Below are 25342 nucleotides of genomic sequence, written 5' to 3'. Positions count from 1 at the left end.
CGCGAGCTTCTCTTCCCGGTAGAGCCGGAATAGCTTTTTGTGGTTGATCACATGACCCTCCCGCTTGAGCAGAACATGCAGGCGCCGATAGCCGAAGCGGCGGCGCTCCTGGGCGATCGCCCTCATGCGTTGACGCAGGGCGGCATCATCCGCCCGGGTCGTCTGGTATCTGATGGTCATGCGGCAATAGCCGATGGCTTTACACGCCCGCCGTTCGCTCATCCCGTGGGCATCCATGAGATGCGCGACAGCTTTCCGCTTGGCCGCGGGGCGTTACCACTTCTTTCCCAACAGGTCCTTCAGCGCCGCGTTGTCCAGCATGGCGTCGGCTAGCAGCCGCTTTAGCCGCGTGTTCTCGTCCTCAAGCGTCTTCAGCCGCTTGGCCTCCGAGACCTCCATCCCGCCAAACTTGGCTTTCCATTTGTAGATGCTGGCGTCACTGACGCCATGCTTGCGGTACAGATCGGCGACCGAAACGCCGGCCTCGTGCTCCTTCAAAATCCCGACGATTTGTTCTTCCGAAAACCGGTTGCGCTTCATGCTCTGGTCCTAGTCTGGGCCAGAACGAACTTCAAACTGGATTAACCGGAAGGGGCAAGGTCACGGCGGCAGCTCAAGCCATATAGACTGGCATACGACTGATTTTAAGATGAGTGTTAGCGCTCAGGGCATTCAACGCTTTGATGTGAGCGCCGGAGATTGGTACTCGGCCAATCTCATAAAGATGTGGAAGCTTCTGGACTTTCAGCGAGACGGTCCTATTGATAGGGTCATCAGGAATAATGCATTTTGGGGCCAAAATGGAGTATTCAACCTGCGTCTGGCCGGACTGATCGTGGCCTACGCTCCTGAAATCAATCTGGCGCTTACCAAAGCCGACTACGATAGGACTGCATCTTGGTGGTCGGGAAGTGCAGGCATTGGTATCGGCCCGTTCTCATTCGGAGCAAACGCCGGAGGGTCCCGGGAAGATGTCACGTTCGTCAAGGGTTCAAATACCATAATATGCAAGGACACCAGTGGTGTTCCCAAAATCATCGCTGTTGTCACGGACGTGCTTCCTCAATTCTCATGAGGGCGCGATGAGAAGAGAAGACCATTGATGCAGAGCGGATCAATGTAGGTCCGGGGGGAGAAGCTCCATTCGGCGGCGGAACAAGAGGCCCGTGCGGGCCGATAAGGTGTCAAACCGCTTGATAAGTCCTTAAAAACAAAGCCTTGAAATGGGTGGGGGACCGTTCGTAGCGCTCCCCCTACCAATCCCCGAAATCGTTTTCATGCTGCCATGATAGACGGTCTTTCGGTCTTTCTTGAAATTAGCTGGAGCTAGCTCAAACTTGCTCATGATGGATTGGACTGAGAGTTGAAGGTCTTCAACGGGTTAGAAGGGCGCATGTGCACGACGTGTGCACCGGAAGATCAAGAAAAATCTTGTCACAGCCAACGTGAGCAGGCTTGTGGCGCATGTACAGGGTCTGAATTTCCGAAGGCAGCAGGCGGGCGAGCGTTTACGAGCAGTCTCAGTTGTTCGAAGTGGAACGATTGAAAATCGTGGGTTTGACTCCCACTCCCTCCGCTGCACTTCTGATTTGTCGTTGGTGAGATGACACTGCTTTGATTTTACCCAGTTGGCTGTAACTAGCTCAAACTTGCCGATGCATTGGAGCGAGAATTCAAGTTTGTCAATTGGTTAGAAGGCCGCGTGTGCACCGGGAGATCAAGAAAAATCTTGGGTCAGCCAGTGTGAGAAAGCTTTTCTAAGTGGCGCGGCTCCGCTTCGGTTGGTGCACGCATTTCCGGAGCACAGGAGACGGGCAAGTACTGACAAGGATTGACAGCCTTTGGAACGTAACCTCGCGATTTTCCTCGCGGTTTTCCGGGATTTTGCCCTCCTGCCAGCGGTGAGATCTCTCACGAGCGGATCGGCCTGTTAGAGAATCTCTGCAAGCGAATGGCCGTGCAGGTCGATGTTCAGGCCCTGCATGCCGAGATCGCTGATCTCGCCGCCCATGGCCTTCAGGCTTTCCTCGCGGATCAAGGACATCAGCCCACGTTTGAGCGCGAGAAACTCCGACGACATCATCATGGATTGCTGGCGCGGCCGCTCCAGCGGAATCGGAATTTCCGCCTTGATCGAGCCCGGACGCGCGCTCATGCAGTAGACGCGGTCCGACAGGAAGATCGCCTCGTCGATATCGTGGGTGACGAACAGCACGGAGATCTTCATCCGTTGCCAGAGATTGGTGAGGATCTGCTGCATGATGACGCGGGTCTGTGCGTCCAGCGCGCCGAAGGGTTCATCGAGCAGCAATACCTTCGGCCCCGTTGCGAGCGCACGCACGATGCCGACGCGCTGCTTCATGCCGCCCGAAAGCCGTTCCGGATAATGCTTCTCGAACGCTTCCAGCCCGGCAAGACCAAGCAGGGTCCGCGCCGCACGCTCGCGCTGGGCCCGCGGCATGCCGCGCATCTTCAAGCCGAACTCGACATTTTCCCGCACCGTCTTCCAGGGAAACAGCGAGTATTGTTGGAACACCATGCCGCGCTCGGCGCTGGGTCCGTTCACCGGCTCGCCATCGACGGTGACGGTGCCGCTAGTCGGCTTCAGGAAGCCGGCCACCGCATTGAGCAGCGTGGACTTGCCGCAGCCTGAAGGGCCGACGATCGAGACGAACTCGCCCGGCTTCACATGGATATGGGTGTTGCTGACGGCTTCGACCGAGCCCTCGATGGTCTCGTAGCTCAGCGCGAAATCCTCGACCTCGATATGGCCCTGGGGCGGCCGGATATCGACCTGACGCTCGATCTGGCTCATTTCGACCTCCATGGCATCGCAAGCTGCCCTCCGCCGCGGATCAGCAGGCTCGACCCCAATCCGAGCACGCCGATCGCGATCATGCCGAGCGCGATGTCGGCATACTGGACCAGCGAATAGGCTTCCCAGGTGAAGTAGCCGATGCCGTACTGGCCCGAGATCATCTCGGCGGCGATCAGTGAGACCCAGGCGACGCCCATGCCGACCGTCAGCCCGGTGAAGATGTGGGGCAGGGACGCCGGGAAATAGACCTCGCGGAAGATCGAGCTTTCACGGGCGCCGAGACATTGCGCGGCGCGCACCAGCACGGGATCGACCAGCGACATGCCGTGCAGCGTGTTCACCAGGATCGGAAAGAACGAGCCGAGGAAGGTGATGAAGACGATGCTCTGCTCGTTGGTCGGCCACAGCATGATCGCCATCGGTACCCAGGCGATCGCCGGGATCGGCCGCAGCACCTCCGCCACCGGGAAGACGATCTCGTGGATCAGCTTGAAGCGTCCCATCACGAGGCCGAGCGGCACGCCGACGACAGCCGCGAGCGAGAAGCCGATCAGGATGCGGCGGCAACTGAGCAGGAGGTGCATCAGGAATTTGGGATCGTGGATCGCTTTGGTGAAGCTCGCATAGACCTCGAGCGGCGCCGGCACGTTGGTGAAGCGTACGAAGAACACGACGCGGTAGGTCGTGAGCAGGTGCCAGACGACAAGGAAGAGAAACAGCGAGATCGCGCCGATCGCGACGCCGCGCAAACTCTCCTTGTTGAGACGGTACCACTGTGCGGCGAGTTGCCCGACGGCGCGCTTGGGCGTCGGGTCAAGGGCAGGCGCCGGCTCTGCTTCGGCAACGACAGATGTCGTCACGGCATCCTCCTGATGGCGCAGGATGGCGGAACTGCTCACGTCTTGCCTCCACCGACGGCGGCCTTCACCGCATCGTCGAAGCCCAGCACCTTGCCATTGTTCTTGGCGGCGTAGGTCTCCGCGTCCTTCTTCAGCAGGAATGGGGCGATGTCGCTGCCGGCGACCGCGAAGAAGGCCTGGTCGGCAAACAGCTTGATGCCGTGCGAGGTATCAAAGACGTAAGTGACGTCGATCTTCTTGCCCTTGGCCTTGAAGTCGGCATATGCGCCGAGCGTGCAGGCGGCGCTGGAGAAGGGCAGGATGCCCTCATCATCGACCCACACTTCGCCGGACTTGCGCGGATCGGTGATCGGCTTCTTGCAGAACTTATCCTCGCCGGAGATCTCGTAATTCTTGGTGCTGGCAAGCTGCGCGTCGTACTCGAGCTTCAGCTCGGCATAGGCCTTGCGGAGGTAGGAATCGTCGACCCATTTGTGCGGATCGAATTCCTTCATGCGTCCGAGTTTCTGCAACACCTTGACGTCGGCTGCGGCCGCATCGATCAGCGCCGGCTTGATGGCAGGATCGGTGGTCATGTTGCCGCTGGGGCCGAGGAAGATGTAGACGACTTCCTTGTTGATCCCGGTCCATTCCTGGATCTTCTCGGCCGCGAGTTTCGGATCGGCGCGCAGCCATTCGTTCGCTGCGATCAGCGCCTTCTCATAGGCGACGACGACTTCCGGGTACTTCTCCGCAAAATCGGTGCGCACCACGACGCCATGCCAGGTCGGCATGTTGGTCTCGACCCCATCGAAAATTTTCCGCGCGAAGCCGCGGAACGGCAGCAGCTCGGCGAATGGCACGAAGTCGGCGTGGGCATCGATCTTCTTCTCCTGCAAATTGGTCGAACCGACCTCGGGGCTCTGGCTGACGAGCTGGAAGTAGTCGGCCGGAAGACCACGGTCCTGCATCGCTTTCAGCACCATGCCGTGGGCCGCGGAGCCAAAGGGCACGCTGACGAGCTTGCCCTTGAGATCAGCGAGATCGTAGTAGGGCGAGTCCTTGTGAACGACGATGCCGTTGCCGGAGCCGGAGGGGCTGTAGGCCGCAACCGCGATCAGACGGCTCTTGCTTTCGGGATTATTCTCGAAGGTGAAGCCGTTCACGATGAGGGGATAGTCGCCCATCATGCCGAACTGCAGCTTGTTTGCCATCATCGCGTTGGTGACGGGCGGCCCGGAGGTGAAGTTCTGCCATTCCAGTTCGAACTTGATGTTGGCGTATTTGCCGTCGGTGGGCAGATATTTCTCGAGGAGATGAAGCTGGCGGATCACGGTGCCGGCGGTCACGGTGTTGGTCGTGGTATCCTGCGTGCCGATGCCGATGGTGACGGTTTCGGCGGATGCAGCTCCCGCCAGCATGAGCGCGCTCGCCGTCATCGCGATGGAGAGTGTTGCAAGATGGCGGGCCATTCTCATCCTCTTCCGGTTGGATGTGGTGTCGCCATGATTGGTTGGGCCGGGCTCAAGGGCAAATCCGGACTTGCCATCAGGGTGGATTAGTTGCCGCCAAAGCGCGGTTGCATCATCGTTGGGCAGTTTCGCACCTCAACGCCAATCAGATGTGCATTAATCTTAGTCCGCGGCGGAGCCGCGCATTTCCTCGAGAATGTCCGGCCGGCAGACCACGATCTGCGAGCGCTTGCTCTGCACGATCTGCTTCTCCTGCATTCGCTTCAGGCTGATCGTGACCCATTGCCTGGTCGCGCCGACCATGTGGGCGATATCGGCATGGGTAAAGGCGGCCGCGATCACGGTACCGTCAGGGTCTTCGACGCCGTAGAGTTCGACGAGTTGCAACAGGAGATGCGCGAGCCGCTGCGTGATCGAGCGAGTGCCCAGCATCTGCGCCAGTGCCGAATAGCATTTGCCCTTGAAGCTCAGCCCTTCGATCAGGCCGATCGCGAGATTGGGAATCTCGGCGACCAGCGCGCGCAGCTCCTTTCCCGGCAATTGCACGACGCTGCAATTGCTGGAAGCGACGCCGGACCATTGATGCACGCCGGTGTCGAACACCTCCGGCCCGCCGACGAAATTGCCGACATGCCAGTAGGCCAGCGTGATCTCGCGGCCGAGCGGGGAAGTGTAGAACACGCGGATGCGGCCGCTTTCGATCAGCCAGATGCCGTCATGCTTGGCGCCCTGGCTGAACAGCGTCTGCCCGCGATTGAGCACCTTGCGCCGTCCCTGCTTGAGGACGGTTTCCCGCTCGCGCAAGGTGAGCTTTTCCATCAGCGCAGGGGGACCGCCGACCAGTTGCTGATTCTCGGTGAGAAGCAGCGAAGAGCTGGCAGCGGGTTTCTGCGCCGAGGGAACGCTTCCGCGTACCGAATTGGCTGCCCGCAGCAACATTAATCCGCCTCTGGATTGTTCAATCTGACCCTAAAAGCAGCAATGTTCGTGCCAGACGGCTGGCGTTGCGGGTGCGCCAAAACTGGCCAGAAATGGTAGCCGAATCAATGGCTGGCGAGGTCGAGCAGGTAGGACTTTGGATAGATGCCGCGCCAATGGCCGTCGGAGAAGGCGATGTTCAAGCCGTAGCCGAGATCGGTGATCCCAACGATGGCAATGCCGGGAAAGCGGGCCGGGAAGCGCTCATCGATACGGGCGCGGGTGCAATGCGCGCATTTGCAGGCTACGCGAAGCCGCTCCGCGGAAAGGGAGATCGCGTGATCGTCCGTTGCACGCACGAACAGCTCGGAAAGATCGGCGCTTAATTCGTAGTCCGTCACGGTCGACGCGACCGATGCCGTCATGGTTGTGATCTCCTCAATGATCGTTCATAGCTGGGAACGGATTGCGCCGATAGCAACTAATTGCCTGAGCAATCGAGGCTGCGAGGCGCGCTGCCTCACTTTTCGCCATCGCCCGCGACTTTAGAAACTAATCGACCGAGATCGAAGCTTCTTCGTTGCCCGCGATTCACTTCTCACCGAAACGTTCGGCGCACGAACAACGGAGAGAATGACGATGAGCGCCTTCCAGCGGGAAACGGTTTTGTCGGTCAGGCATTGGACCGATTCCCTGTTCAGCTTCACCGCGACGCGCGATCCCGGCTTTCGTTTTCAGAACGGCCAGTTCGCGATGATCGGGCTCGAGGTCGACGGACGGCCGCTGCTGCGCGCCTACAGCATGGCGAGCGCAAATCACGAAGAGGCGCTGGAATTCTTCTCGATCAAGGTGCCGGACGGAGCGTTGACCTCGCGCCTGCAGAAGATCAGGGAAGGCGACATCATCCTGGTCGGTCGCAAGGCGACGGGCACGCTGATCACCGGCAATCTCATTCCCGGCAAGCGGCTCTTGCTGCTCTCGACTGGAACAGGCCTCGCGCCATTTGCCAGCCTGATCAAGGACCCCGATATCTATGAATGCTATGACACGATCGTGCTGGTGCATGGCTGCCGGCATGTGTCCGAGCTCGCGTACGGCGAGCAGGTGGTCGAGAGCCTGCGTCAGCACGAGCTGTTCGGTCCGCTGATCGAAGACAAGCTGATCTATTATCCGACCGTGACGCGCGAGCCGTTCCGCAACCGTGGCCGCATCACCGATCTCATCGAGTCGGGCCAACTGTTTTCGGACATCGGGCTTTCCGGGCTCGATCTGGAAACCGACCGCATCATGTTGTGCGGCAGTCCGTCGATGCTGGAGGAGCTACGGGCGATGTTTACGGCGCGCGGATTCGTCGAGGGCAGCCACAGCGAGCCCGCACACTTCGTCATCGAGAAGGCCTTCGTAGAACGGTGATGCCTGCATTTGCGCGTTTGTTGGTCAAAATCGCGTCTGGCTTTTGAGCAAACGAGCAAAATTTGGCTTTCTTACGCGAGCGACAACTAATTGCTAGCGCCGGAAAGTCGCCTGAACAAATCTGATGCTGACATGGCGGTGTGTGGCCGCCGAAAGGCTGCCAGGGCAGGAGCGAATGATGGCAATGGATGAAATCGTGGACGGGCTCTCGGAAGTGTCCTGCGATGTGCTTGTGATCGGCGGCGGCACGGCAGGCCCTATGGCGGCGCTGAAGGCCAAGCTGAAAAATCCCAAGGCCAATGTCGTCCTGCTCGAGAAGGCCAATGTCAAGCGCTCGGGCGCGATCTCGATGGGCATGGACGGGCTGAACAACGCCGTCATTCCCGGCTACGCCACGCCCGAGCAGTACACCAAGGAGATCACGATCGCCAATGACGGCATCGTCGATCAGAAGGCGGTCTACAAATACGCGCAGAACTGCTTTGAGATCGTCGAGGAGCTCGACAGTTTCGGCATCCGCTTCCTGAAGAACGAGAACGGCGATTATGCCGTCAAGAAGGTGCACCACATCGGCACCTATGTGCTGCCGATGCCGAATGGCGATACCGTGAAGAAGGCGCTGTACCGCCAGCTTCGCCGCGCGCGCATCCTGATCTCCAACCGCTACATGGCGACAAGGTTGCTGAAGTCGGCCGATGGCCGCATCGCCGGTGCGATCAGCGTCAACACCCGCACCGCGGAGCTGCTCGTCATCAAGGCCAAGGCCGTGATCCTCTGCATGGGCGCCGCGGGCCGGCTCGGCTTGCCGACGTCGGGCTACATGTTCGGTACCTACGAGAACGCCGCCAATTCCGGCGACGGCTACGCGATGGCTTATCACGCGGGCGCCGCACTCGCGAACCTCGAATGCTTCCAGATCAATCCGTTGATCAAGGACTATAACGGTCCGGCCTGCGCCTATGTCGCTGGTCCCTTCGGCGCCTACACCGCCAACAACGAAGGCTCGCGCTTCATCGAATGCGATTATTGGTCGGGCCAGATGATGCTCGAATTCTACAACGAGCTGCTCTCGGGCAAGGGCCCGGTGTTCCTGCAGCTCAAGCATCTGCATCCGAACACGATTCAAGAGATCGAATCCACGCTGCACAAGGTGGAGCGGCCGACGCGCGGGCTGTTCCAGCAGGGACGCGGCGTCGACTACCGCAGCGAATCGATCGAGATGCACATCTCCGAAATCGGCTTCTGCTCCGGCCACAGCGCCTCCGGCGTGTTCGTCGACGACAATGCGCGCACCACCGTGCCCGGCCTCTATGCCGCGGGCGATATGGCAAGCGTGCCTCACAACTACATGCTCGGCGCCTTCACCAACGGATCGGTCGCGGGCATCGACGCGATGGAATTTGCCGAGAGCCATGATTTCGCTGATTTTGACGCCGGTGAGATCGCGATCGAACGCGAGCGCGTGCTGGCGCCGACCAAGCGTGAGGACGGCATTCCGCCGAACCAGATCGAGTACAAGACCCGCCGACTGGTGAACGATTATCTGCAGCCGCCGAAGGTCACGAGGAAGTACGAGCTCGGCATGCGCCGGCTTGCCGAGGTACGCGAGGATATGCAGGAGCGCATGATCGCGCGCAATGCGCATGAGCTGTTACGCGCACTCGAAGTGCAGTCGATCATGGATTGCGCCGACATGGCGGCCCATGCCTCGCTCTACCGCGAGGAGAGCCGCTGGGGCCTCTATCACCTGCGTACCGACTTCCCCGAGAAGGACAACGAGAACTGGTTCTGCCACACGCTGCTGAGGAAGCGGAACGGGGTGATGACCAGCGAGAAGCGCGCCGTCGAGCCCTATGTGGTGCCGATCGCGGACGACGAGAAGGACCTTTACGACAAGCAGCGCATTCGGGCCAGCGCGTAAGCCGCCAACGTCAAGCAACAGGAGATTTTGAGATGCCTCTCGCTACCTATCAGACCTCGGTGCCGGTGGTCGTCGACGAAACCAAATGCATCGCCGACAAGGGCTGCACCGTCTGTGTCGATGTCTGCCCACTCGACGTGCTGCGCATCAGCGACATGAGGGGCAAGGCCTACATGGCCTATGACGAGTGCTGGTACTGCATGCCCTGCGAAGCGGATTGCCCGACCGGCGCCGTCACCGTCAATATTCCCTATCTGTTGAGGTGAGCATGTCGAGCCCGTTCGAATCCTACGACGATCTCGAGGATGCCGAAGAGCGGCTGCAAGCCGCCGATCCGGCCGAGCGCCGCGTCGCCATCATCGCGCTCGGCCATTCCGGCGATCCCGCCGCGGTCGGGCATCTCGCCAACATGGTCTCTGATCCCGACGCCGGCGTGCGCCAGCAGGTGGCGATGGCGCTCGGCGAGTTCGACGGGCCCGAAGCAGCGGCGGCGCTCGTGAAGTTGTTGGTCGATCCTGAAAGCAACGTGGCGACGGCTGCGGCCGACAGCATGGCCGAGGCCAAGGACCCGGCCTGCGCCGACGTGATCCTGCCGCTGGTGAAACATGGCCACGCCTTCGTTCGCATGGGCGCGTTGCGGGCGCTGAAGGAGCTGCGGCGGAAGGATACGCTCAAGCCTGCGCTCGAAGCGTTACAGGATCCGGACGCGGCGGTTCGCGTGCAGGCGATCGGCGTCATCGGATTTTTGAAGCTGGAGGAATCGATCCCGGCGCTGACCGCGCTGATCAACGACCCCGACGGGCATGTCCGCCGCGCGGCAGTCAGCGCCCTGGCTTTCTCGCAGATGAAGACGGCAGCCGAGACGATCACGCGCGCGCTGAGGGACGAGGACTGGATGGTCCGCGAGATGGCCGCCGAGACGCTCGGGCTGAACAGCAATGGCGCTTTGGCGGCCGATCAGCTGATCGCGTGCCTGAATGATGCTTTCTGGCAGGTTCGGCTGAAGGCGATTCGCAGCCTCGGCAAGATGAAGATAGAGCATGCTGTGCGCTCGATCGGCGGCTGCATCACCCATGAACAGGCGAATCTGCGTAAGGAAGCCGCTGCCGCACTCGGCGAGATCGCGGCCGGCGAGGGCGAGGCGTATCTGGCGCTGGTCGCCAACGATCCAGATCCCGATGTCCGGAAGAACGCGCGCTGGGCGCTGCAGCAGATCATCGCGAAGAATGCGAGTGCGGGATCATAGGCCGATCGCGGTTTCGAAAAGTTCAGCCCGCGAGGAGCAGCCTGAAACCGCCAGAGGTCAGCCACCGTCGGTCGGACGCTTAAGCAGGTAGCGTCTAGACAGTTCAGATGCGGGGAGAGAGCTTGGGTGACCTCAAGGCGTCTTTGAGTTGGAAATGACCCGACAAGGTTAAGACATACGTGTAAGTCATTGAAAGTGGCGAGGATGCACGCGCTTTCTGACTTTCGCCGGGCGCAGCACCAATAGAAGTATCGAGGCGGCACTCCGGGGCGCACAGCGGACTAGCCTTGACTAGTTTCTCGGGAAAAGCGAGGTACGAGGAAATCCGATCATGCCGAAGGTTTCGCGAACATACGGACCCATTCATTTCGAAGACCTCGATCCGCACCGCTTTGAAGACTTGGTCCGGCAGCTCGTCTACGATTTCAAGGATTGGCAATCAATCGAAGGCACGGGCCCCAGCGGTTCTGATGACGGAATCGACATACGCGCGTTCGAATGACTAAAGACCATCAGAAATGAAGACGATGAGGACGGGGACGTACCTCACCCTATGATGGGTAATCAGTGGATCGAAGGCGGCCGTGCCGCACATGGCACCGGGCGGCGCCATCATCAACACCGCATCGGTGAACTCGGATATGCCGAATCCGATCCTGCTCGCCTACGCCACGACCAAAGGCGCCATCCAGAACTTCACCGGCGGTCTGGCGCAGATGTTGGCGGAAAAGGGAGTCCGCGTGAACGCCGTGGCGCCGGGCCCGATCTGGACGCCACTGATTCCGTCGACCATGCCGGAGGATGCCGTGAAGAACTTCGGCAAGCAGGTCCCGCTGAAGCGCGCCGGTCGGCCGGCCGAGCTCGCGACGGCCTACGTGATGCTCGCAGACCCGCTCTCGAGCTATACGTCCGGAACGACCGTGGCCGTCACCGGAGGGAAGCACTTCATCTGAGACGACGGATGAGCGGTCCGGATCGCGATCCGAAAAGATGCCCCGCACGAAGGATCTCCGCCGCTCCGACGCTTCGCGTGAAGGTCAGATCTGCACGCGGATGGAAAGCGAGCACACGAGACCGTTCGATCTTTCGGTCCGATCACCCGCGCGATTTCCAGTCCGGCTGAGGCTCATAATTTTCCCGGATTCTCTCAACATGATAGCCCTTGGGAAGAATTTGGCCGCCTGCTTCGTCTGCGACCGGGACGTCCGTTACGAGTCCCTCAATCAGGGCAGCTTCCCGCACTTCCTTCTCGGTGGCGAAGGTCCTGCCAAGCTGAGTGTTGCCGCTAAACAGTGCGTAGCCGCCGTGGTCAGCACCTTCGTTGTCATCTTCGTTTTCACGCTTTTCCCGGTATTCCCTGGCGGCGTCTCGAAGCGTCTCCTTCAGGACATCGTCCACGATCTGATCGGCGATGCCGTCAGCCCGGTCTGCCTGATTTTCGAGAGACTTTTTGCTCATGCGAGCCAACTCATCCGTCTGAGCGTCGTTCCTCGTGTGCAGGCCGTTTCAATCAGTCGTCTCGACCGAGCTCTGGCGGCCTCGTCGCTGGTCCCACACTGCCGCCCTCGCCGTGAAAGAGGTCGAGGTCATCGGCTTTCGTGCCCCCGCTCTCGAATCGTGATCCTGATCTCTGATGCTTCTGGGAGGGTGTCTCAACCGGTTCGTTGGCGGCTCCTTGAACCTCGTAGTCGGTGACGCCGGCCTTCTCGCGCATCGTATCGATGAGTTTGAACGCTTCGGCTTTGCTGAGATCTTTCCTGAACTGAAACGGCTGATGAGCCTGCTCAGACAGTGTTTCCAAGTAAGATGCCTGTGCATCCGTCATCGGCTCATCGCCGGAAATCCAATCGTCTGGGTGCTTTTGGACGGAAGGATTGGTTTTGCTCCCCATGCTTGAGGCTCGGCGCCGGACCATCCGGCGCAACCCTCGATAGGAGCTTGCCGCGGGGCGGGCCGCCCGTCACCTCAGGGGGCGAACATTGGGTCTAGCGTCGGGCAGAAACGATGTTCCCGGTTCCGTGACTCGCAACCTTTCGCCGGTTAGGACATTCTGAGTCTATCACCGCAAGGCTCGTGGCATCGATCGGTGATGAGAACGCCGTTAGCGCTCCCGCCCAATTCAACCAGGGGAGCGCGGCTATGTCCGGCAAACGTCCGACTGATCACGACTCGAAGCAGATCGCTGACGCTCGTGAGAAATTACAGCGTTCGGAGGAATTGCTTCAGAAATCTTCTCCCCAACACATTCGCGGGCCGCAAACCGCAGGAGTCCTTTCCGCTACCGGAAGACCCGATGGATCGGGCTGACATACAAAACTTGATCGACAGCGAGCTAAGGCCACCGGAGTAAAGCGGGTAGACGTCATACATGCTTTCCGATCCAGCAGTGCTTATCTTGTTGTACTTTATTCTCCCGGTCTGGCTGGCCGCCGGATTTGCCGACTCTTATGTCACCGCGCTTCGCATATCGAGTCTACGACCGGAGCGAAGGAATCCTTGATCCATCTCCTGATGTTTGTCGAAGTCGGCATTCCGCTGGCCGCCGCGATGTTCCTCAAGGTCAATGCGCTGGTCATCGCGATCACGATAGTCGGCTTCTTCGCCCATGAAGCGACCGCGCTCTGGGATGTAAGCTATGCATCGACTGCGCGCGAGGTGACCCCGCTCGAGCAGCATGTCGATAGCTTTCTCGAGATGATTCCTCTCATGGCCATTGTCACGGTGGTGTCGATCCATTGGGGACAGTTTCTTGCTCTGTTCGGCGCGGGCAGCGAAGCGGCTGAATTCGACATTGAACGAAAATCGCCGCCGTTGCCTTCCCTATATGTCTTCTCTTTCATGACGGCGGTGCTGTTATTCGAACTCCTGCCCTATTTGGAAGAGTTCATTCGAGGGCTTCGGACGAACAGGGGCCAGTTGGTGCCCGCACAGGCACGAAGTCGTAAGGGCGACGCGACCATTTGAAGGGGCCAGCGTCGGAGCAAGGCTCACCGCCGGCTTAGGGATGCGAGCGAGATGTCTGATTTTGGAACGTTCGGCCGCTATGTCGAGGCTCGACTGGATCAGATGTCCGCAGAGATGCGCGAGGCCTACGAGTTCGCGCGCAAGCTTCGCGGCATGGTGCCAGGTCCGCACAAGATCTGGTTGGCTGATCCAAGTCTCCAAGACCGTGGTGTGACTGGCGCTCCGGGCCCCGGGACGACCGCGAACGAGCAAGGTCGCTCCCTCCGGACAGGGAGCGGAAAGATCTGCTGCGTCGCGCGAGGCGGACCGAAGAAGCTGCGTGGATGACCGAATCGCTCACGACGCCGTCTCCGAAAAGGAAGATGTGAAGGAGCCCGCGAGGGCGAGAGCGGCGGCAATCGCGAATGAGTGCCCGCATTGCGGGAGTGCGGCGCAGCTTTACCCCCGTCGGCGGTGTGATAAGGTTCCGAAAGATATTGTACCCTGCGAGTTACGAGTCATGGGGCAAACCGGCTTGGCAAGCCTGACCACGGTTCTCGACACAGTCCTGGCCCGCTTGCGTCGACACGTTCCTCATGGCTCCGTTCAGGCCTATGCGTTCGCGGTTATCTGTACGTGCGGCGCAACCCTGTTCGAAGTCTGGCTTCTATGGTTGGATCCGAAGGCGTCGCCGCTCAGCGGCTACTACCCTGCTGTTGCGCTGACGGCGCTATTGGCGGGGACCGCCCCGGGGGCGTTGGTTGCGATCGCCGGCACCCTGATCGCTTGGTGGGGGTTCATGCCGCCTGTCTACAGCTTTTCGCTGGAGCATCGCGGGGACGTCATCACGCTGATCACGTTCGCCATCGTTTCCCTTCTGATCATCTACGTCGCCGACTATTTCCGTCGGCTGGCGAAGCGGCTCGAGGACGAGGAACATCTCCGTCAGCTCGCCGTGCGGGAATTGGCTCACCGCCTGAAGAACAAGATCGCGACGATTCAGTCGATCATCAGCGTCCAGCTGCGCGATCAGCCGCAGGTTCGGACGGACATTTTGGCCCGGCTCCAGGCTCTGACCGCCACCGATCAACTGATCGAAGACGCCAACGGAGAAGGTGCCTTCACGCGCGATATCGCCGAAACCGAGCTCGGCCCGTACTTGGCGTCCCGCGTGTCGATCGAAGGTCCCAACGTTCTTCTTCCTCCGAAATATGCCTTGACCATTGCGTTGCTGGTGCATGAGCTCGCGACCAATTCTGCGAAATATGGCTCCCTCTCGATGCCGGACGGCCGCGTCGCCCTGCGTTCGAACATGTCGGGCGAGGTTCTCCGGCTCGAGTGGCGGGAGGCGGGCGGCCCGCCCGTGACGCCTCCAACCACGCGCGGCTTCGGTCTGCGCCTGCTCTCGCGCGCGCTGGAGCAGTTCGGCGGCGGCACGGAGATGGCCTTCGAGCCTTCGGGTCTCGTCTGCCGGATGCACCTCAAGCTCCCGGCTGATACTAGGCCGAACCCTCTTGGCCACGATGGCGACCAGGCGTTGCCGGCGGCGACGACCCAGCCCGCGGCGAGGTAGTAGAGCGCCGTTTCGCGTGCAGCTTTTGGTCGCCCGCCTGTCGGCTTGACGGAGTTCGGCGCTCCGGTTCTTCAGAGGGCCCACTCATCTTCCTGACGCAGCCAGTCGAACAGCCACACCGACTTCGTGTTCGCGGTCGCCGCGGAGGAGTTCGGCATCATCCTGTGCCTCGCCATGCTGGCGCTGTTCGCTTTCGTCATCATCCGCACGCTGTCGCGCGCCTATGCCAATGACGACATGTTCTCGCGCTCTGCGGCCTCGGGGCTCGCGATCCTGTTCGGCGTGCAGGCCGCGATCAAAATGTCGGTCAACCTCCAGCTCAAACACCTTGCTCTTTCACCGCCGCATCACCTGGCCCGCGACCTCGCCGCGGCATGACCGATACGGGCGTGCCGGTGGTCCGTCGACGTCGGACGCAGCCCGCGCCCAGGCAGGCCTGAGCTTTGAGATCATGAGGTACCATGTCACACCCGCAGCGGGGCGGGTGCCGTCGCGGTCATCGTAGAGACCGCGCAGGACGCGCTTGCTAAGGCGGCGGAGCTTATTGATGGCGGATACCCTGATCCGATGTTCAAGGATCTGCTCGTAACGATCCTGAACCGCGCCGTATTGGCCGCCTGGCCGAAAGTGAAGACAAGGCTGCATAGCCGGCGGAGCGGTCTCACACTGGCAGTCACTTATCGACCGAAAGCCGCTGCCCGCGCAGCGGCCTTGGGTGAAAGCAACTTCGTCAGATCCTCGCAACTTGACACGGCTGGACGAATTAGTCTACTTATGCAAGTAACTGATGGGGCCCGGCTGTCCGCCGGAATCCAGACTTCGTCGGCTGGTGCCAGAGAGGTTACGTTGGAGGAAATTCGCATCGAGCGACGCGGCGGCATCGTCGACGTCATTCTGAACCGGCCTTCCGTGAAGAATGCTGTGACGCTCGCGATGTGGCGCGAACTCGCCGAGATATTCGCGCGCTTCGCCGACGACCGGAATATCCGCGGGGTTGTCCTCAGAGGCGCGGGCAAAGACTTTTCGGTCGGCGCCGACATCTCCGAATTCGAGAGGATCAGGGACGACAGGCATCAGAGCGCCACCTACGAAGTCGCGGTCGACGCTTGTTCGGGTGCGATCGCGGCGCTCGGGAAGCCGGTCGTGGCCGCCATCTCCGGCTATTGCCTCGGAGGCGGTTGCCACCTCGCTCTGGCGTGCGACTTCCGCTTCGGTGACCGTACCGCGATGATCGGCATACCCGCAGCGAAGCTGTCGATCGTTTATGGCCTGCATAGCGTCCAGCGGCTGCTGGCGCTTGCAGGAGTTTCGAACGCGAAGCGGATCCTCTATTCGGCGGATCGCTACCCAGCCGAGCAGGCGGTGTCGATGGGACTGCTCGACGAGTTGCACGAAGACGCAGGTCTCGCCGCGGAGACATTCCTCCAGCGCCTGACGGGCAACGCGCCTCTGTCGATCGCCGGCGCCAAGTACATGCTCAATGGACTTTCGATGGGCGCCGGCGCGCTCGATCCGTCTGCGGCGCAGCGGCTCATCGACGAGGCATCGGACAGCGAGGACTTTAGGGAAGGCCGCCGCGCGTTCGCCGAGAAGCGGGCGCCGCTCTTTCGCGGCACGTAGGTCCGCAAAGGAAAGGCACCTATTTTGGAGGGCTACCCATGAAGCCTGCCCAGTTCGACTACGTTTCGCCGTCGACGGTGGACGCCGCCGTCGAAGCGCTCGTTGCATCGAACGGCGAGGGCAAGGTGCTGGCCGGCGGTCAGAGCCTGCTGCCGCTCCTGAACTTCCGGATGGCCCGTCCCACCGTGCTCGTCGATCTCAACGGGATCGAGGGATTGTCGTACATCGAGGACCGGGGCGACCGCATCGCCATCGGGGCGCTGACGCGCCATCGCGAACTCGAGCATTCGTCGTTGATCGCCTCAAAGCTACCCGTGATGTCGGCGGCGATGCGGCGCGTGGCGCACCTTGCGATCCGCAACCGCGGCACCATCGGCGGCAGTCTGTCCCATGCGGATCCCGCCGCCGAACTCCCGATGCTCGCGACATTCTACGGAGCCGGAATCTCCGTACAGGGACAGTCGGGCCGGCGGACGATCGCTCCGGGAGAATTCTTCGTCGATGCTCTGACGAACTGTCTGGAGCCGGAAGAGATCGTGGTGGAGGTCGAGTTTCCCATCCTGAAGCAGGACGGTTGGGCGTTCGAGGAGGTTGCGCGCCGCTTCGGTGACTTCGCGCTCGCGAGCATCGCGGTCTCGGTTCGTCGCGGGACAACCGGACTCGAGGCCGCGCGCGTCGCGGTGATGGGGGTGGCCGACACGCCGCTGCGGCTTAGGGAGGCGGAGGAGGAACTCGTCGCGATGGAGCTCGACGACGGGACGCCGGATCGCTTCTCGGAAATCGTCGTCTCTCTGGTCTCTCCGAACGACGACCTCCATGCCTCGGCCGACTACCGGAAGCATCTGCTGGCGCAGTTGGCGAAGCGCGCGCTGCGGACGGCGTTGGCGATGAAGGGCTGATCCGATGGCGAAAGTTTCCGTGACCGTGAACGGCGAGAAGTACGACGTTCCGGACGTCGAACCGCGCATGCTCCTTTCCGACTTCCTGCGCGACCGGCTCGGATTGACCGGGACGCACGTGGGGTGCGAGCACGGCGTGTGCGGTGCCTGCACCGTGCTGGTGAACGGCGACAGCGCGCGCTCCTGCCTGATGCTGGCCGTCCAGACCAACGGTGCCGAGATCGTCACGGTTGAGGGACTCGGATCGCCCGAAGAACTCAATGAGTTGCAGGCTCAGTTCCGCGAGCACCACGGGCTCCAGTGCGGCTTCTGCACGCCCGGCATGGTCATGACCGGCGAGGATCTGCTCCGGAAATATCCGCTCGCGACCGACGAAGACATCCGGGAGGGGCTCTCCGGCAATCTCTGCCGCTGCACCGGATATCAGAACATCGTCGCGGCGATCAGAAGCGCTGCCGCCAGGCGTACGGAGAAAGCGTCGTGAAGCTCAACTTCCTCGCCGCCGGCCGGCTTCGGATGAAGAAGAGCATCTACGTGCCGGGCGCCGACCGCAACGAAACGATAGACCTTCCCGTCAGCAGCGCACTGATCCGGCACAAGCAGGGCAACGTGCTGTTCGATACCGGCTGTCATCCTTCGGTCGTCGACAACGCCGAGGACCGCTGGGGCCCGCTGGCGAAGGTCATGAAGCCTCTCATGAGCGCGGACGAGACCTTGCTGCCGAGCCTCGCGTGTACCGGGCTTGGGCCCGACGACATCGACATCGTCGTGAACTCCCATTTCCATCCCGACCATTGCGGCTGCAACCAGTTCTTCCGGAAAGCGACGATCTTCGCCCACGCAAAGGAGATCGAAGCCGCGAAGGCGCCGGGCGCCGAGGCGGCGGGCTATCTGAAGGCCGACTGGGACTACGGGCAGCCGATCGAAGCCCTTAGCGGAGAGAAGGACCTGTTCGGCGACTCCAGCGTCGTGCTGGTGCCGCTGCCCGGGCACACGCCGGGGACGGTCGGCGCGCTCGTCGGCCTTGATCGCGACGGCCAATTTCTGCTCGCGTCGGACTCGGTCAGTCTGCGGCAGAACCTCGACGCCGACACCGCCCCGCGCAACACGTGGAACGTCGATCAGCAACTGAAGACCTTCGAGGAGGTCCGCCGGATCGAGAAGGGGGGCGCCATCGTCGTCTGCGGCCATGACGACCGGCAATGGCAGAGTCTGCGCAAGGGACCAGAAGGCTATGAGTAGCGATCGGCGGGTAAATCCTTCCGAAGTCCTGAGACCACGGAACGTCGGTGCGCCGGTCAAGCGCACCGAAGACGCGCGTCTTCTGGCTGGCAATGGGGAATACACGGCCGACCGGAAGCCGGACCGGCCGCTTCATCTCGCGTTCCTCCGCAGCAGCCAGCCGCATGCGCGGATCGTGCGGATCGGCACCGCGGCGGCCCAGGAGGCGCCGGGCGTGGTCGCAGTGCTCACGGCGGAGGACATCGCGGACGACTTCAAGCCGGTGATCCCCTTCTCGCGGATGCCGAACTACTACGCGACGCCGATCCTGCCTCTCGCCTCCAAGAAGGTCCGCTACGTCGGCGAGGCCGTCGTCGCGGTCGTGGCCACCTCGCGGTACTTGGCCGAGGACGCGCTCGAGCTGATTGACGTCGAATACCAGCCTCTCGGCGCGATCTCGCGCGGTGAGACAGCCATCGCCGAAGGCGCTCCGCTTCTGCACGAAGAGGCCGGCAGCAACATCCTGATCGCACGCGAGTTCAAGAAGGGCGACGTCGCCGCTGACTTGAAGGCGGCGGCGGTCAGAGTGGGCGGGCGTTTCGAAATGACCCGTAAGGCGCCGCTCGCGATGGAGCCGCGCAGCTACGCGGTGGAGTACGAAAAGCGTCGCGACGCGATCACGCTCTACACTTCGTCGAACATTCCCGGCATCGTACGCGACGCAGTCTCGGAATCGCTGGGTTTGCCGGGCCATCGGCTGCGGGTGGTCGCGCCAGACGTCGGCGGGAGCTTCGGCTCCAAGGGCTCTCTCTATCCGGAGGAGCTTCTGATCTGCATCGCCGCGCGCAAGCTCCGCCGGTCGGTCAAGTGGACGGCGGACCGGCTCGAGGACATGAGCAGCAGCAGCCAGGCCTTCGCCGAGATCGTCGACGCGCAGATGGGATTCGACGCGAACGGCATCGCGACGTCGCTGCAGGCGGACGTGATCGGAGACGTGGGCGCATTCTCGATCTATCCCTGGACCTGCGGTCTCGAGCCGGTCCAGGTCGTGAGCTTCCTGCCGGGACCCTACAAGATCGGATCTTACAGGGGAGCCGTACGCGGCGTCGCGACCTGCAAGCCGCCCACCGGTCCGTACCGCGGCGTCGGCCGGCCCATCTCGACTTTTGTCACCGAGCGTCTGATGGATCTCGGTGCTGCGGCGCTCGGGATCGATCCTCTCGAGATCAGACGCCGGAATCTGGTCCGCGCCGAGGAGTTTCCATACCGGATCGCTTCCGGAATCATTTGGGACAAGACCGGTTTCATCGAATGCCTCGATGCCGCCGCCGAAGCGGCCGGTTACGACCGGCTTCGCAAGGAGCAGGCCGAGGCGCGGAAGGCAGGGCGGCTGTTCGGTGTCGGCGTCGCTTGCTACGCCGAGCTGACCGGCATCGGGTCGAGGATCGCGGTGGCGCCAGGTATGCCGATCAACACCGGCTCCGAAACCGCGAAAATCACCATCGACTCGACGGGCGCCATCACCGCGGCATTCGGCGTCGCGTCCCACGGCCAAGGCCTCGAGACCACGTTGGCCCAGATTATTGCCGACGACCTGGGTGCTCGGTTCGAGGATGTGCGCGTGATTCAGGGCGACAGCGACGAGGTGCCGATGTCGACCGGGACCTACGCGAGCCGCAGCGCGGTACTCGGCGGCGGTGCCGCGAAGCATGCCTCGAGGCTGCTGCAGGAGAAGATCAAGCGGGTCGCGTCGCATCTGCTCGAGGCCAACGCGGACGACATCGAGGTGACCGAGGGCAACGCCGTCGTGCTCGGCACCGACCGAACGGTGAACTTCAAGCAGATCGCCAAGGCCGTGTATTCCGACATGAAGACGCTGCCGGTCGATGCACGCGAGGAATTGAGCGCGACCTACACCTACGATCCGATCAACGGAACGACCGCGGCCGCCACCCATATCGCCGCTGTAGAGGTCGATCCGGCGACATGCTTCGTGCGGATCCTGAAATTCGTCGTCGCCGAAGATTGCGGTCGGCTGATCAATCCCATGATCGTCGACGGCCAGGTGCACGGCGGAGTGGCGCAGGGCATCGGCGCCGCGCTATTCGAGGAACTGATCTACGACGAGGATGGCCAGCTTCTGACCGCGAGCCTCGTCGACTACATGATCCCTTCCGCGCCTGAAGTGCCCTCCTTGGACGTCGTCCATGTCGAGAGCGAATCCGCAGTCGCGGGCGGCTTTCGGGGCATGGGCGAGGGCGGCACGATCGGCGCGCCAGCGGCGATCGCGAATGCGATCGCCGATGCGCTCTCGCCGCTCGGTATCGACGTCTCGATCCTTCCGATGACGCCGGAGCGCATCTTCAGACTGATGGAACAAGCGAGGCTTAACTCAATAGGAAAAGCAGATGAGTGACTTGAAAGGACGCGTTGCCCTTGTAACGGGAGGCGGACGGGACGTGGGTGCGGCCATCTCCAGGATGCTGGCGGAGCAGGGGGCGAGCGTCGCAGTCAACTATCACAGTTCCAAGATCGATGCGGAGGCGGTTGTCGCCGAGATCGTCAAGTCCGGCGGCAAGGCGAAAGCCTATCAGGCCGACATCGCGGACGCGGCCATCGTCAAGAAGATGGTCGCGGACATCAAGAACGATTTCGGAGGCCTGGACATCCTGGTCAACAATGCCGGTCTCGTCTTCCGCAAGCGCTTCAGCGAGAGCACGCCCGATGACTGGAAGAAGCAGATCGACACATGCCTCTATGGCGCGCTGAATTGCTCCCACAGCGCCGGTCCGCTGCTCGAGGCATCGGGCCGCGGACGCATCATCTCGATCATGGGCGACTCCTCCCGGGTCGGCGAATCTGGCCTGGCGATCGCGGCCGCGGCGCGCGCTGGCACGATCGCGCTGATGAAATCGCTGGCGCGCGAATGGGGCCGCTCGGGCGTGACCGCCAACTCGATCTCGCTGGGCCTGATCGAGACTGCGCACGACAAGACCTGGGTCGACGCAAACCGCGAGAAGCTGGTCAAGGCCTACGCCATCCGCCGGCTCGGACTACCGTCCGACGTCGCGCCATTAGTCACTCTCCTCGCGTCCGATGCCGGAAGCTGGATTACCGGCCAGGTGATCAGCGTCAACGGCGGATACAGTATGGTCTAGGGGAGGGGGCATGCTTCACGTCGATCTGATCGCGCCTATCGCGACACTTCTCGAACGTCACGCGAAACAACGGCCGAACCAAGTAGCGTACTCGGATTCGTCGCGGTCCGTCACGTACGCGGACCTCGCCGGGCGGACCGCTTCGATCGCGGCCAACCTGACGAAGGCCGGTCTGCGCGACGGCGACAAGATCGCAATCTACCTGCCGAACGGCCTTGATTGGATTGAAGCATGCTTCGCCGCTTTGCGCGCCGGCGCGGTCGTGGTCCCCATCAGCTACGACGCGGCGGAAGGCGAGACCAGCTATCGCCTGACAGATGCCGGCTGCGGATTCGTCGCCACGACGGCCGCCAGGAAGGATTTGATCGACAAGATCTGCCGCGATGCCGCCATCGCGCCGAGGTCGATCTTCGCAGGTCCGGACGCACACAAAGCGGGCCTTGCGATGGCGGATCTTGCGGCGGGCAGTGCCGCATCACCGTCCGATCCCGGCGACATCGATCGTTCGTCCTTTATCGTCTACACGTCGGGGACAACCGGGCGCGCGAAAGGGGTGCTGCTGTCGCTACGCGGCATGCTCTGGATCGCCGCGTCCTGCTGGGCGCCGATCGCGGAATTGACGGAGAAGGACGTCGTCCTATCGCCGCTGCCTCTGTTCCACTCATACGGCCTCAATCTGTCCGTGCTCGGCGTGCTCGCGGTCGGCGCCAGCGAGCACATATTGGAGAAGTTCTCGCCCCAGCAGACGCTGGATCTCTTGCAGACGGGAAAGTATTCGGTCCTCCCCGGCGTGCCCACCATGTTCCACTATCTCCTGCTCCGCGCACAGGAGATTGGCGTCGAACGTCTCGGCGCCGTTCGCCTTTGCATCTCAGCCGGCGCCATCATGCCGGCGACCCTGAACAAAGCGTTCGAGGAGCGCTTCAAGACGCGGCTGCTGGATGGATATGGCATCACCGAGACCTCGACAATGGTGACGATGAACTGGCTGCACGGCGCCCGGCCGATGGGGTCATGCGGGCTACCCGTGCCCGGCCTCGCCGTGCGCATCGTCGATCCGTCCTCGATCGAGGACGTTCCGATCGGCGAGGAGGGCGAACTGATCGTTCGTGGTCCGAACCTGATGCAGGGCTACCACAACAAGCCGACGGAGACCGCGTCCGCGCTCCGCAAGGGCTGGTATCACACGGGCGATCTCGCGAAGTCGGACCCGTCGGGCTACCTGACCATCACGGGCCGGATCAAGGAATTGATTATCCGAGGCGGCCAGAACATCGCGCCCGCCGAGATAGAGGAGGTGGTCGTGCGGCATCCCCATGTCAACGACTGCGCGGTCGTCGGCGTGAAGCACGCGACGTTGGGAGAGGTGCCTTGGCTCTTCGTCGTTGCGAAGGAGAACGAGCTCGACGTTCCTGCGCTGATGGATCACTGCAGGGCGCATCTGTCGGCGTACAAGATTCCCGAAGCGATCCATCTCGTCGGCGAAATTCCGAGGACGGGCTCCGGGAAGATCATGCGATTCAAACTAGTTGAGGCGTTGAACGCGTGACCGAAGAGCGGATCAGTCGACCGATCGCGGCCCCAAGGCGCCGAACGACTTGGGGTCGTATGCGAGCCGGTAGCTCATGTCCGCGGCGACGATCGGCTTGCCGCAGCGATCGCAGTTCACCGAAGGCTGGAAATCGTGCCCGCATTTGAGGTGCGTGAGTATCAGCGGTGGCTTGCCTTTGGAGAGCCAACGATCGCCCCACCGGAGCATCGCGATAAAGGGACCGTAGAGGTCCCGTCCCATGTCGGTGAGAAGATACTCGTACCGTTCCGGCGAGCTCTGGTACTGCCTCCGATAGAAGACGCCGCTGGCGACCAGGCGATTGAGCCGATCGGTGAGAATGTTCGGCGCGATCGCGAGCTCGGTCAGGATCCTGTCGTAGCGACGGTTGCCGAAGAAGCCCTCGCGGACGACCATGAAGCTCCACTTGTCGCCGATGATCTCCAAAGCACGCGAAACCGAGCTCGGGCGGCCGAGGACGAACTTGCTTCCGTCGGAAGGCCGACGGGTGTTGCGGCCCGGCCTCGCGGGAGAACGACCGGCGCCGGGGCCGTCCCGGTACTTCGCGTCGCGCGCGCCGACGCTTTCGCCGCAGTGCGAACACGTAACGACGGGATAGCTGTCGCAACCGCATGTCATATGGATCAGCGTCAGCGGCGGAGGCCTGCTCTTCGACAGCCAGCGGTCTCCGAATTGCATGAGAGCGATGAAGCTCGGATAGAGATCGAACCCCATCTTCGTCAGCCGGTACTCCTTGCGCTGGGAGGGTCCGGGCGCGATCTGGCGGAAGATGCCGAGCTGGGTCAGCTTCTTCAGCCGATCCGTTAGAGTCGCCCGCGGGATTCCGAGCGCCGAGCGAAACGCTTCGAACGTCTGCGTCCCGAAGAAGGCTTCGCGGATGATCAGGAACGCCCAGGCGTCGGAGACGATGTCCAACGTGCGGGCGACGGAACAATTGCGTTCGGTTCGTCCGGCGGCCGTCCGGACCGCCGTCGCCGGAGGCTTCGACTTCGTAGGGGCCTTGGTTGTCTGGATCTTAGCAGTGACGGGCATTTCCGGACGGTCCATTCACGAGGCGCCGCGACCCGGCGGCCCTCGAAGTTGCGCACCTCTAGCACACCGGAGCGATTGACTCGCCGGAAAAGTCAGTCTAGTTACGCATGTAACAAAAGTCTAGTTATGCTAGTTAATAAAAATAGAAGTCGGCAGCATACGAATCCCTGGGGAGGCCATTCATGAAGCTCAAAATCAATGTGTGGAGTGGAGCGGCGGAAGAGAGCAGATGGCCGTTAGTCTGCTTTTGGAAGGCGGGCGAATGATCGACCCGACCGGCCGCGTCTACCGCCTGACCACGGATGGCTCGGCTAGGGTTAGGCTTCGCACCTGTTCTGGCATTCGGACGGCTGCGACGCACCTCGTCCACACTGAAATTACGCGGTAGCGCCCCAATAGCTTATCGATTGTCGATGCCGCGCCAAGCTAAGGAGACCTAAATGAGCATCAAGGCCATCGNCAAACCCGCCAAAACGCTTCTGAGCCCGAATGATCACGCGCTGCTGCTGATCGACCATCAATCGCAAATGGCTTTCAACACGAAGTCGATTGACATCACCATCTTGCGCACGAATGTTGCGATACTCGCTCACGCGGCGAAGAGCTTCAAAGTCCCGACGATCATCACGACGATTTTGAAGGATGCCTTCCGCAGGTCCGCTGTTCGGTGAAATCACCGATGTCTTTCCGAATGCGGAC

At 61.8% G+C, this 25342-nt stretch carries 23 protein-coding genes and 3 pseudogenes; 17 read left to right on the top strand and 9 right to left on the bottom strand.

Annotated features, from left to right (window positions below):
* A pseudogene (locus F758_RS50390) lies at nt 1-540 on the bottom strand (transposase); the annotation flags it as partial.
* A 109-nt stretch (nt 541-649) separates the two neighbouring features.
* Here F758_RS50390 and F758_RS0139755 point away from each other — a divergent pair.
* Complete coding sequence (locus tag F758_RS0139755; RefSeq protein ID WP_024513034.1) at nt 650-1075, top strand: hypothetical protein; 426 nt, start codon at nt 650-652, stop codon at nt 1073-1075.
* Nucleotides 1076-1930: 855 nt separating this feature from the next.
* Here F758_RS0139755 and F758_RS0139750 read toward each other — a convergent pair.
* The 5 genes from F758_RS0139750 to F758_RS0139730 all read right to left on the bottom strand — a co-directional run bounded on the left by F758_RS0139750 (nt 1931) and on the right by F758_RS0139730 (nt 6472).
* The gene (locus F758_RS0139750; RefSeq protein WP_024513033.1) at nt 1931-2827 is read right to left on the bottom strand and encodes an ABC transporter ATP-binding protein; all 897 of its coding nucleotides are present in this window, start codon (nt 2825-2827) and stop codon (nt 1931-1933) included.
* The gene (locus F758_RS0139745) at nt 2812-3717 is read right to left on the bottom strand and encodes an ABC transporter permease (protein ID WP_024513032.1); all 906 of its coding nucleotides are present in this window, start codon (nt 3715-3717) and stop codon (nt 2812-2814) included. The genes F758_RS0139750 and F758_RS0139745 overlap by 16 nt, the downstream gene beginning before the upstream one ends.
* Entirely contained in the window at nt 3714-5129 is a 1416-nt protein-coding gene (locus F758_RS0139740; RefSeq protein WP_024513031.1) for an ABC transporter substrate-binding protein, read from the bottom strand. The genes F758_RS0139745 and F758_RS0139740 overlap by 4 nt, the downstream gene beginning before the upstream one ends.
* A 162-nt stretch (nt 5130-5291) precedes the next feature.
* Nucleotides 5292-6068 (bottom strand): Crp/Fnr family transcriptional regulator, encoded by a 777-nt coding sequence (locus F758_RS0139735; protein WP_024513030.1) that lies wholly within the window; start codon nt 6066-6068, stop codon nt 5292-5294.
* Nucleotides 6069-6172: 104 nt separating this feature from the next.
* Complete coding sequence (locus F758_RS0139730; protein ID WP_024513029.1) at nt 6173-6472, bottom strand: gamma-butyrobetaine hydroxylase-like domain-containing protein; 300 nt, start codon at nt 6470-6472, stop codon at nt 6173-6175.
* 214 nt (nt 6473-6686) lie between these two features.
* On the opposite strand from F758_RS0139730, the gene F758_RS0139725 reads away from it, so the two are divergent.
* The 6 genes and pseudogenes from F758_RS0139725 to F758_RS0139700 all read left to right on the top strand — a co-directional run.
* On the top strand, nt 6687-7460 hold the full coding sequence (locus F758_RS0139725; RefSeq protein ID WP_024513028.1) for a ferredoxin--NADP reductase: 774 nt from the start codon (nt 6687-6689) through the stop codon (nt 7458-7460).
* A gap of 178 nt (nt 7461-7638) precedes the next feature.
* The gene (locus F758_RS0139720) at nt 7639-9381 is read left to right on the top strand and encodes a fumarate reductase/succinate dehydrogenase flavoprotein subunit (protein ID WP_024513027.1); all 1743 of its coding nucleotides are present in this window, start codon (nt 7639-7641) and stop codon (nt 9379-9381) included.
* Between the two features lie 32 nt (nt 9382-9413).
* Entirely contained in the window at nt 9414-9647 is a 234-nt protein-coding gene (locus F758_RS0139715; RefSeq protein ID WP_024513026.1) for a 4Fe-4S dicluster domain-containing protein, read from the top strand.
* Between the two features lie 2 nt (nt 9648-9649).
* Nucleotides 9650-10627, top strand: a complete 978-nt coding sequence (locus F758_RS0139710; protein WP_024513025.1) for a HEAT repeat domain-containing protein — start codon at nt 9650-9652, stop codon at nt 10625-10627.
* A gap of 331 nt (nt 10628-10958) precedes the next feature.
* Nucleotides 10959-11129 (top strand): hypothetical protein, encoded by a 171-nt coding sequence (locus F758_RS50385; RefSeq protein WP_157450392.1) that lies wholly within the window; start codon nt 10959-10961, stop codon nt 11127-11129.
* Nucleotides 11130-11199: 70 nt separating this feature from the next.
* Nucleotides 11200-11580 (top strand): annotated as a pseudogene (locus F758_RS0139700) (SDR family oxidoreductase); the annotation flags it as partial.
* 142 nt (nt 11581-11722) lie between these two features.
* On the opposite strand, the gene F758_RS52465 reads toward F758_RS0139700, so the two are convergent.
* Nucleotides 11723-12085, bottom strand: coding sequence for a hypothetical protein (locus tag F758_RS52465; RefSeq protein WP_024513023.1), 363 nt, complete (start codon nt 12083-12085; stop codon nt 11723-11725).
* Between the two features lie 52 nt (nt 12086-12137).
* Nucleotides 12138-12518 carry a DUF3072 domain-containing protein gene (locus F758_RS53090; protein WP_349543970.1) on the bottom strand — a complete coding sequence of 127 codons (381 nt, stop codon included), beginning with the start codon at nt 12516-12518 and terminating at the stop codon, nt 12138-12140.
* Between the two features lie 656 nt (nt 12519-13174).
* Between F758_RS53090 and F758_RS45725 the strand changes: the two genes are divergently transcribed.
* From F758_RS45725 to F758_RS0139635, 10 genes and pseudogenes are all read left to right on the top strand, one after another.
* Nucleotides 13175-13591 carry a hypothetical protein gene (locus F758_RS45725; protein WP_349543968.1) on the top strand — a complete coding sequence of 139 codons (417 nt, stop codon included), beginning with the start codon at nt 13175-13177 and terminating at the stop codon, nt 13589-13591.
* A gap of 499 nt (nt 13592-14090) precedes the next feature.
* A complete protein-coding gene (locus F758_RS46925) occupies nt 14091-15143 on the top strand; it encodes a sensor histidine kinase (protein ID WP_024513020.1) in 1053 nt (350 codons plus the stop codon).
* Nucleotides 15144-15239: 96 nt separating this feature from the next.
* Nucleotides 15240-15464, top strand: a pseudogene (locus F758_RS0139670) (FtsW/RodA/SpoVE family cell cycle protein); the annotation flags it as partial.
* A gap of 525 nt (nt 15465-15989) precedes the next feature.
* Complete coding sequence (locus F758_RS0139665; RefSeq protein ID WP_024513018.1) at nt 15990-16763, top strand: enoyl-CoA hydratase-related protein; 774 nt, start codon at nt 15990-15992, stop codon at nt 16761-16763.
* Between the two features lie 38 nt (nt 16764-16801).
* Nucleotides 16802-17662, top strand: coding sequence for an FAD binding domain-containing protein (locus F758_RS0139660; protein WP_024513017.1), 861 nt, complete (start codon nt 16802-16804; stop codon nt 17660-17662).
* Between the two features lie 4 nt (nt 17663-17666).
* Entirely contained in the window at nt 17667-18146 is a 480-nt protein-coding gene (locus tag F758_RS0139655; RefSeq protein ID WP_024513016.1) for a (2Fe-2S)-binding protein, read from the top strand.
* A complete protein-coding gene (locus tag F758_RS0139650) occupies nt 18143-18904 on the top strand; it encodes an N-acyl homoserine lactonase family protein (RefSeq protein ID WP_024513015.1) in 762 nt (253 codons plus the stop codon). Before F758_RS0139655 ends, F758_RS0139650 begins: the two co-directional genes overlap by 4 nt.
* A complete protein-coding gene (locus F758_RS0139645) occupies nt 18897-21299 on the top strand; it encodes a xanthine dehydrogenase family protein molybdopterin-binding subunit (RefSeq protein WP_024513014.1) in 2403 nt (800 codons plus the stop codon). The genes F758_RS0139650 and F758_RS0139645 overlap by 8 nt, the downstream gene beginning before the upstream one ends.
* Complete coding sequence (locus tag F758_RS0139640) at nt 21292-22041, top strand: SDR family NAD(P)-dependent oxidoreductase (protein ID WP_024513013.1); 750 nt, start codon at nt 21292-21294, stop codon at nt 22039-22041. The genes F758_RS0139645 and F758_RS0139640 overlap by 8 nt, the downstream gene beginning before the upstream one ends.
* A 10-nt stretch (nt 22042-22051) precedes the next feature.
* Nucleotides 22052-23590 (top strand): class I adenylate-forming enzyme family protein, encoded by a 1539-nt coding sequence (locus F758_RS0139635; RefSeq protein ID WP_024513012.1) that lies wholly within the window; start codon nt 22052-22054, stop codon nt 23588-23590.
* A gap of 12 nt (nt 23591-23602) precedes the next feature.
* Here F758_RS0139635 and F758_RS0139630 read toward each other — a convergent pair whose 3' ends face one another.
* Nucleotides 23603-24643, bottom strand: coding sequence for a winged helix-turn-helix transcriptional regulator (locus tag F758_RS0139630; RefSeq protein ID WP_084306049.1), 1041 nt, complete (start codon nt 24641-24643; stop codon nt 23603-23605).
* Between the last annotated feature and the right edge of the window lie 699 nt (nt 24644-25342).

This window comes from Bradyrhizobium sp. ARR65 (assembly GCF_000472385.1).
GTDB lineage: Bacteria > Pseudomonadota > Alphaproteobacteria > Rhizobiales > Xanthobacteraceae > Bradyrhizobium.
Note: the sequence above shows the minus strand (reverse complement) of the source record. Positions and strands in the feature narration are given on the sequence as shown.

What these genes read in the sequence shown, in the direction of transcription:
- F758_RS46925 (WP_024513020.1), top strand. Translation starts at nt 14,091, where the DNA reads ATGGGGCAAACCGGCTTGGCAAGCCTGACCACGGTTCTCGACACAGTC.
- F758_RS0139630 (WP_084306049.1), bottom strand. Translation starts at nt 24,643, where the DNA reads ATGCCCGTCACTGCTAAGATCCAGACAACCAAGGCCCCTACGAAGTCG.
- F758_RS0139710 (WP_024513025.1), top strand. Translation starts at nt 9,650, where the DNA reads ATGTCGAGCCCGTTCGAATCCTACGACGATCTCGAGGATGCCGAAGAG.
- F758_RS0139730 (WP_024513029.1), bottom strand. Translation starts at nt 6,472, where the DNA reads ATGACGGCATCGGTCGCGTCGACCGTGACGGACTACGAATTAAGCGCC.
- F758_RS0139660 (WP_024513017.1), top strand. Translation starts at nt 16,802, where the DNA reads ATGAAGCCTGCCCAGTTCGACTACGTTTCGCCGTCGACGGTGGACGCC.
- F758_RS0139725 (WP_024513028.1), top strand. Translation starts at nt 6,687, where the DNA reads ATGAGCGCCTTCCAGCGGGAAACGGTTTTGTCGGTCAGGCATTGGACC.
- F758_RS0139720 (WP_024513027.1), top strand. Translation starts at nt 7,639, where the DNA reads ATGGCAATGGATGAAATCGTGGACGGGCTCTCGGAAGTGTCCTGCGAT.
- F758_RS0139755 (WP_024513034.1), top strand. Translation starts at nt 650, where the DNA reads ATGAGTGTTAGCGCTCAGGGCATTCAACGCTTTGATGTGAGCGCCGGA.
- F758_RS45725 (WP_349543968.1), top strand. Translation starts at nt 13,175, where the DNA reads ATGTTCCTCAAGGTCAATGCGCTGGTCATCGCGATCACGATAGTCGGC.
- F758_RS0139640 (WP_024513013.1), top strand. Translation starts at nt 21,292, where the DNA reads ATGAGTGACTTGAAAGGACGCGTTGCCCTTGTAACGGGAGGCGGACGG.
- F758_RS0139740 (WP_024513031.1), bottom strand. Translation starts at nt 5,129, where the DNA reads ATGGCCCGCCATCTTGCAACACTCTCCATCGCGATGACGGCGAGCGCG.
- F758_RS0139750 (WP_024513033.1), bottom strand. Translation starts at nt 2,827, where the DNA reads ATGGAGGTCGAAATGAGCCAGATCGAGCGTCAGGTCGATATCCGGCCG.
- F758_RS0139715 (WP_024513026.1), top strand. Translation starts at nt 9,414, where the DNA reads ATGCCTCTCGCTACCTATCAGACCTCGGTGCCGGTGGTCGTCGACGAA.
- F758_RS0139645 (WP_024513014.1), top strand. Translation starts at nt 18,897, where the DNA reads ATGAGTAGCGATCGGCGGGTAAATCCTTCCGAAGTCCTGAGACCACGG.
- F758_RS0139635 (WP_024513012.1), top strand. Translation starts at nt 22,052, where the DNA reads ATGCTTCACGTCGATCTGATCGCGCCTATCGCGACACTTCTCGAACGT.
- F758_RS53090 (WP_349543970.1), bottom strand. Translation starts at nt 12,518, where the DNA reads ATGGGGAGCAAAACCAATCCTTCCGTCCAAAAGCACCCAGACGATTGG.
- F758_RS0139655 (WP_024513016.1), top strand. Translation starts at nt 17,667, where the DNA reads ATGGCGAAAGTTTCCGTGACCGTGAACGGCGAGAAGTACGACGTTCCG.
- F758_RS52465 (WP_024513023.1), bottom strand. Translation starts at nt 12,085, where the DNA reads ATGAGCAAAAAGTCTCTCGAAAATCAGGCAGACCGGGCTGACGGCATC.
- F758_RS50385 (WP_157450392.1), top strand. Translation starts at nt 10,959, where the DNA reads ATGCCGAAGGTTTCGCGAACATACGGACCCATTCATTTCGAAGACCTC.
- F758_RS0139735 (WP_024513030.1), bottom strand. Translation starts at nt 6,068, where the DNA reads ATGTTGCTGCGGGCAGCCAATTCGGTACGCGGAAGCGTTCCCTCGGCG.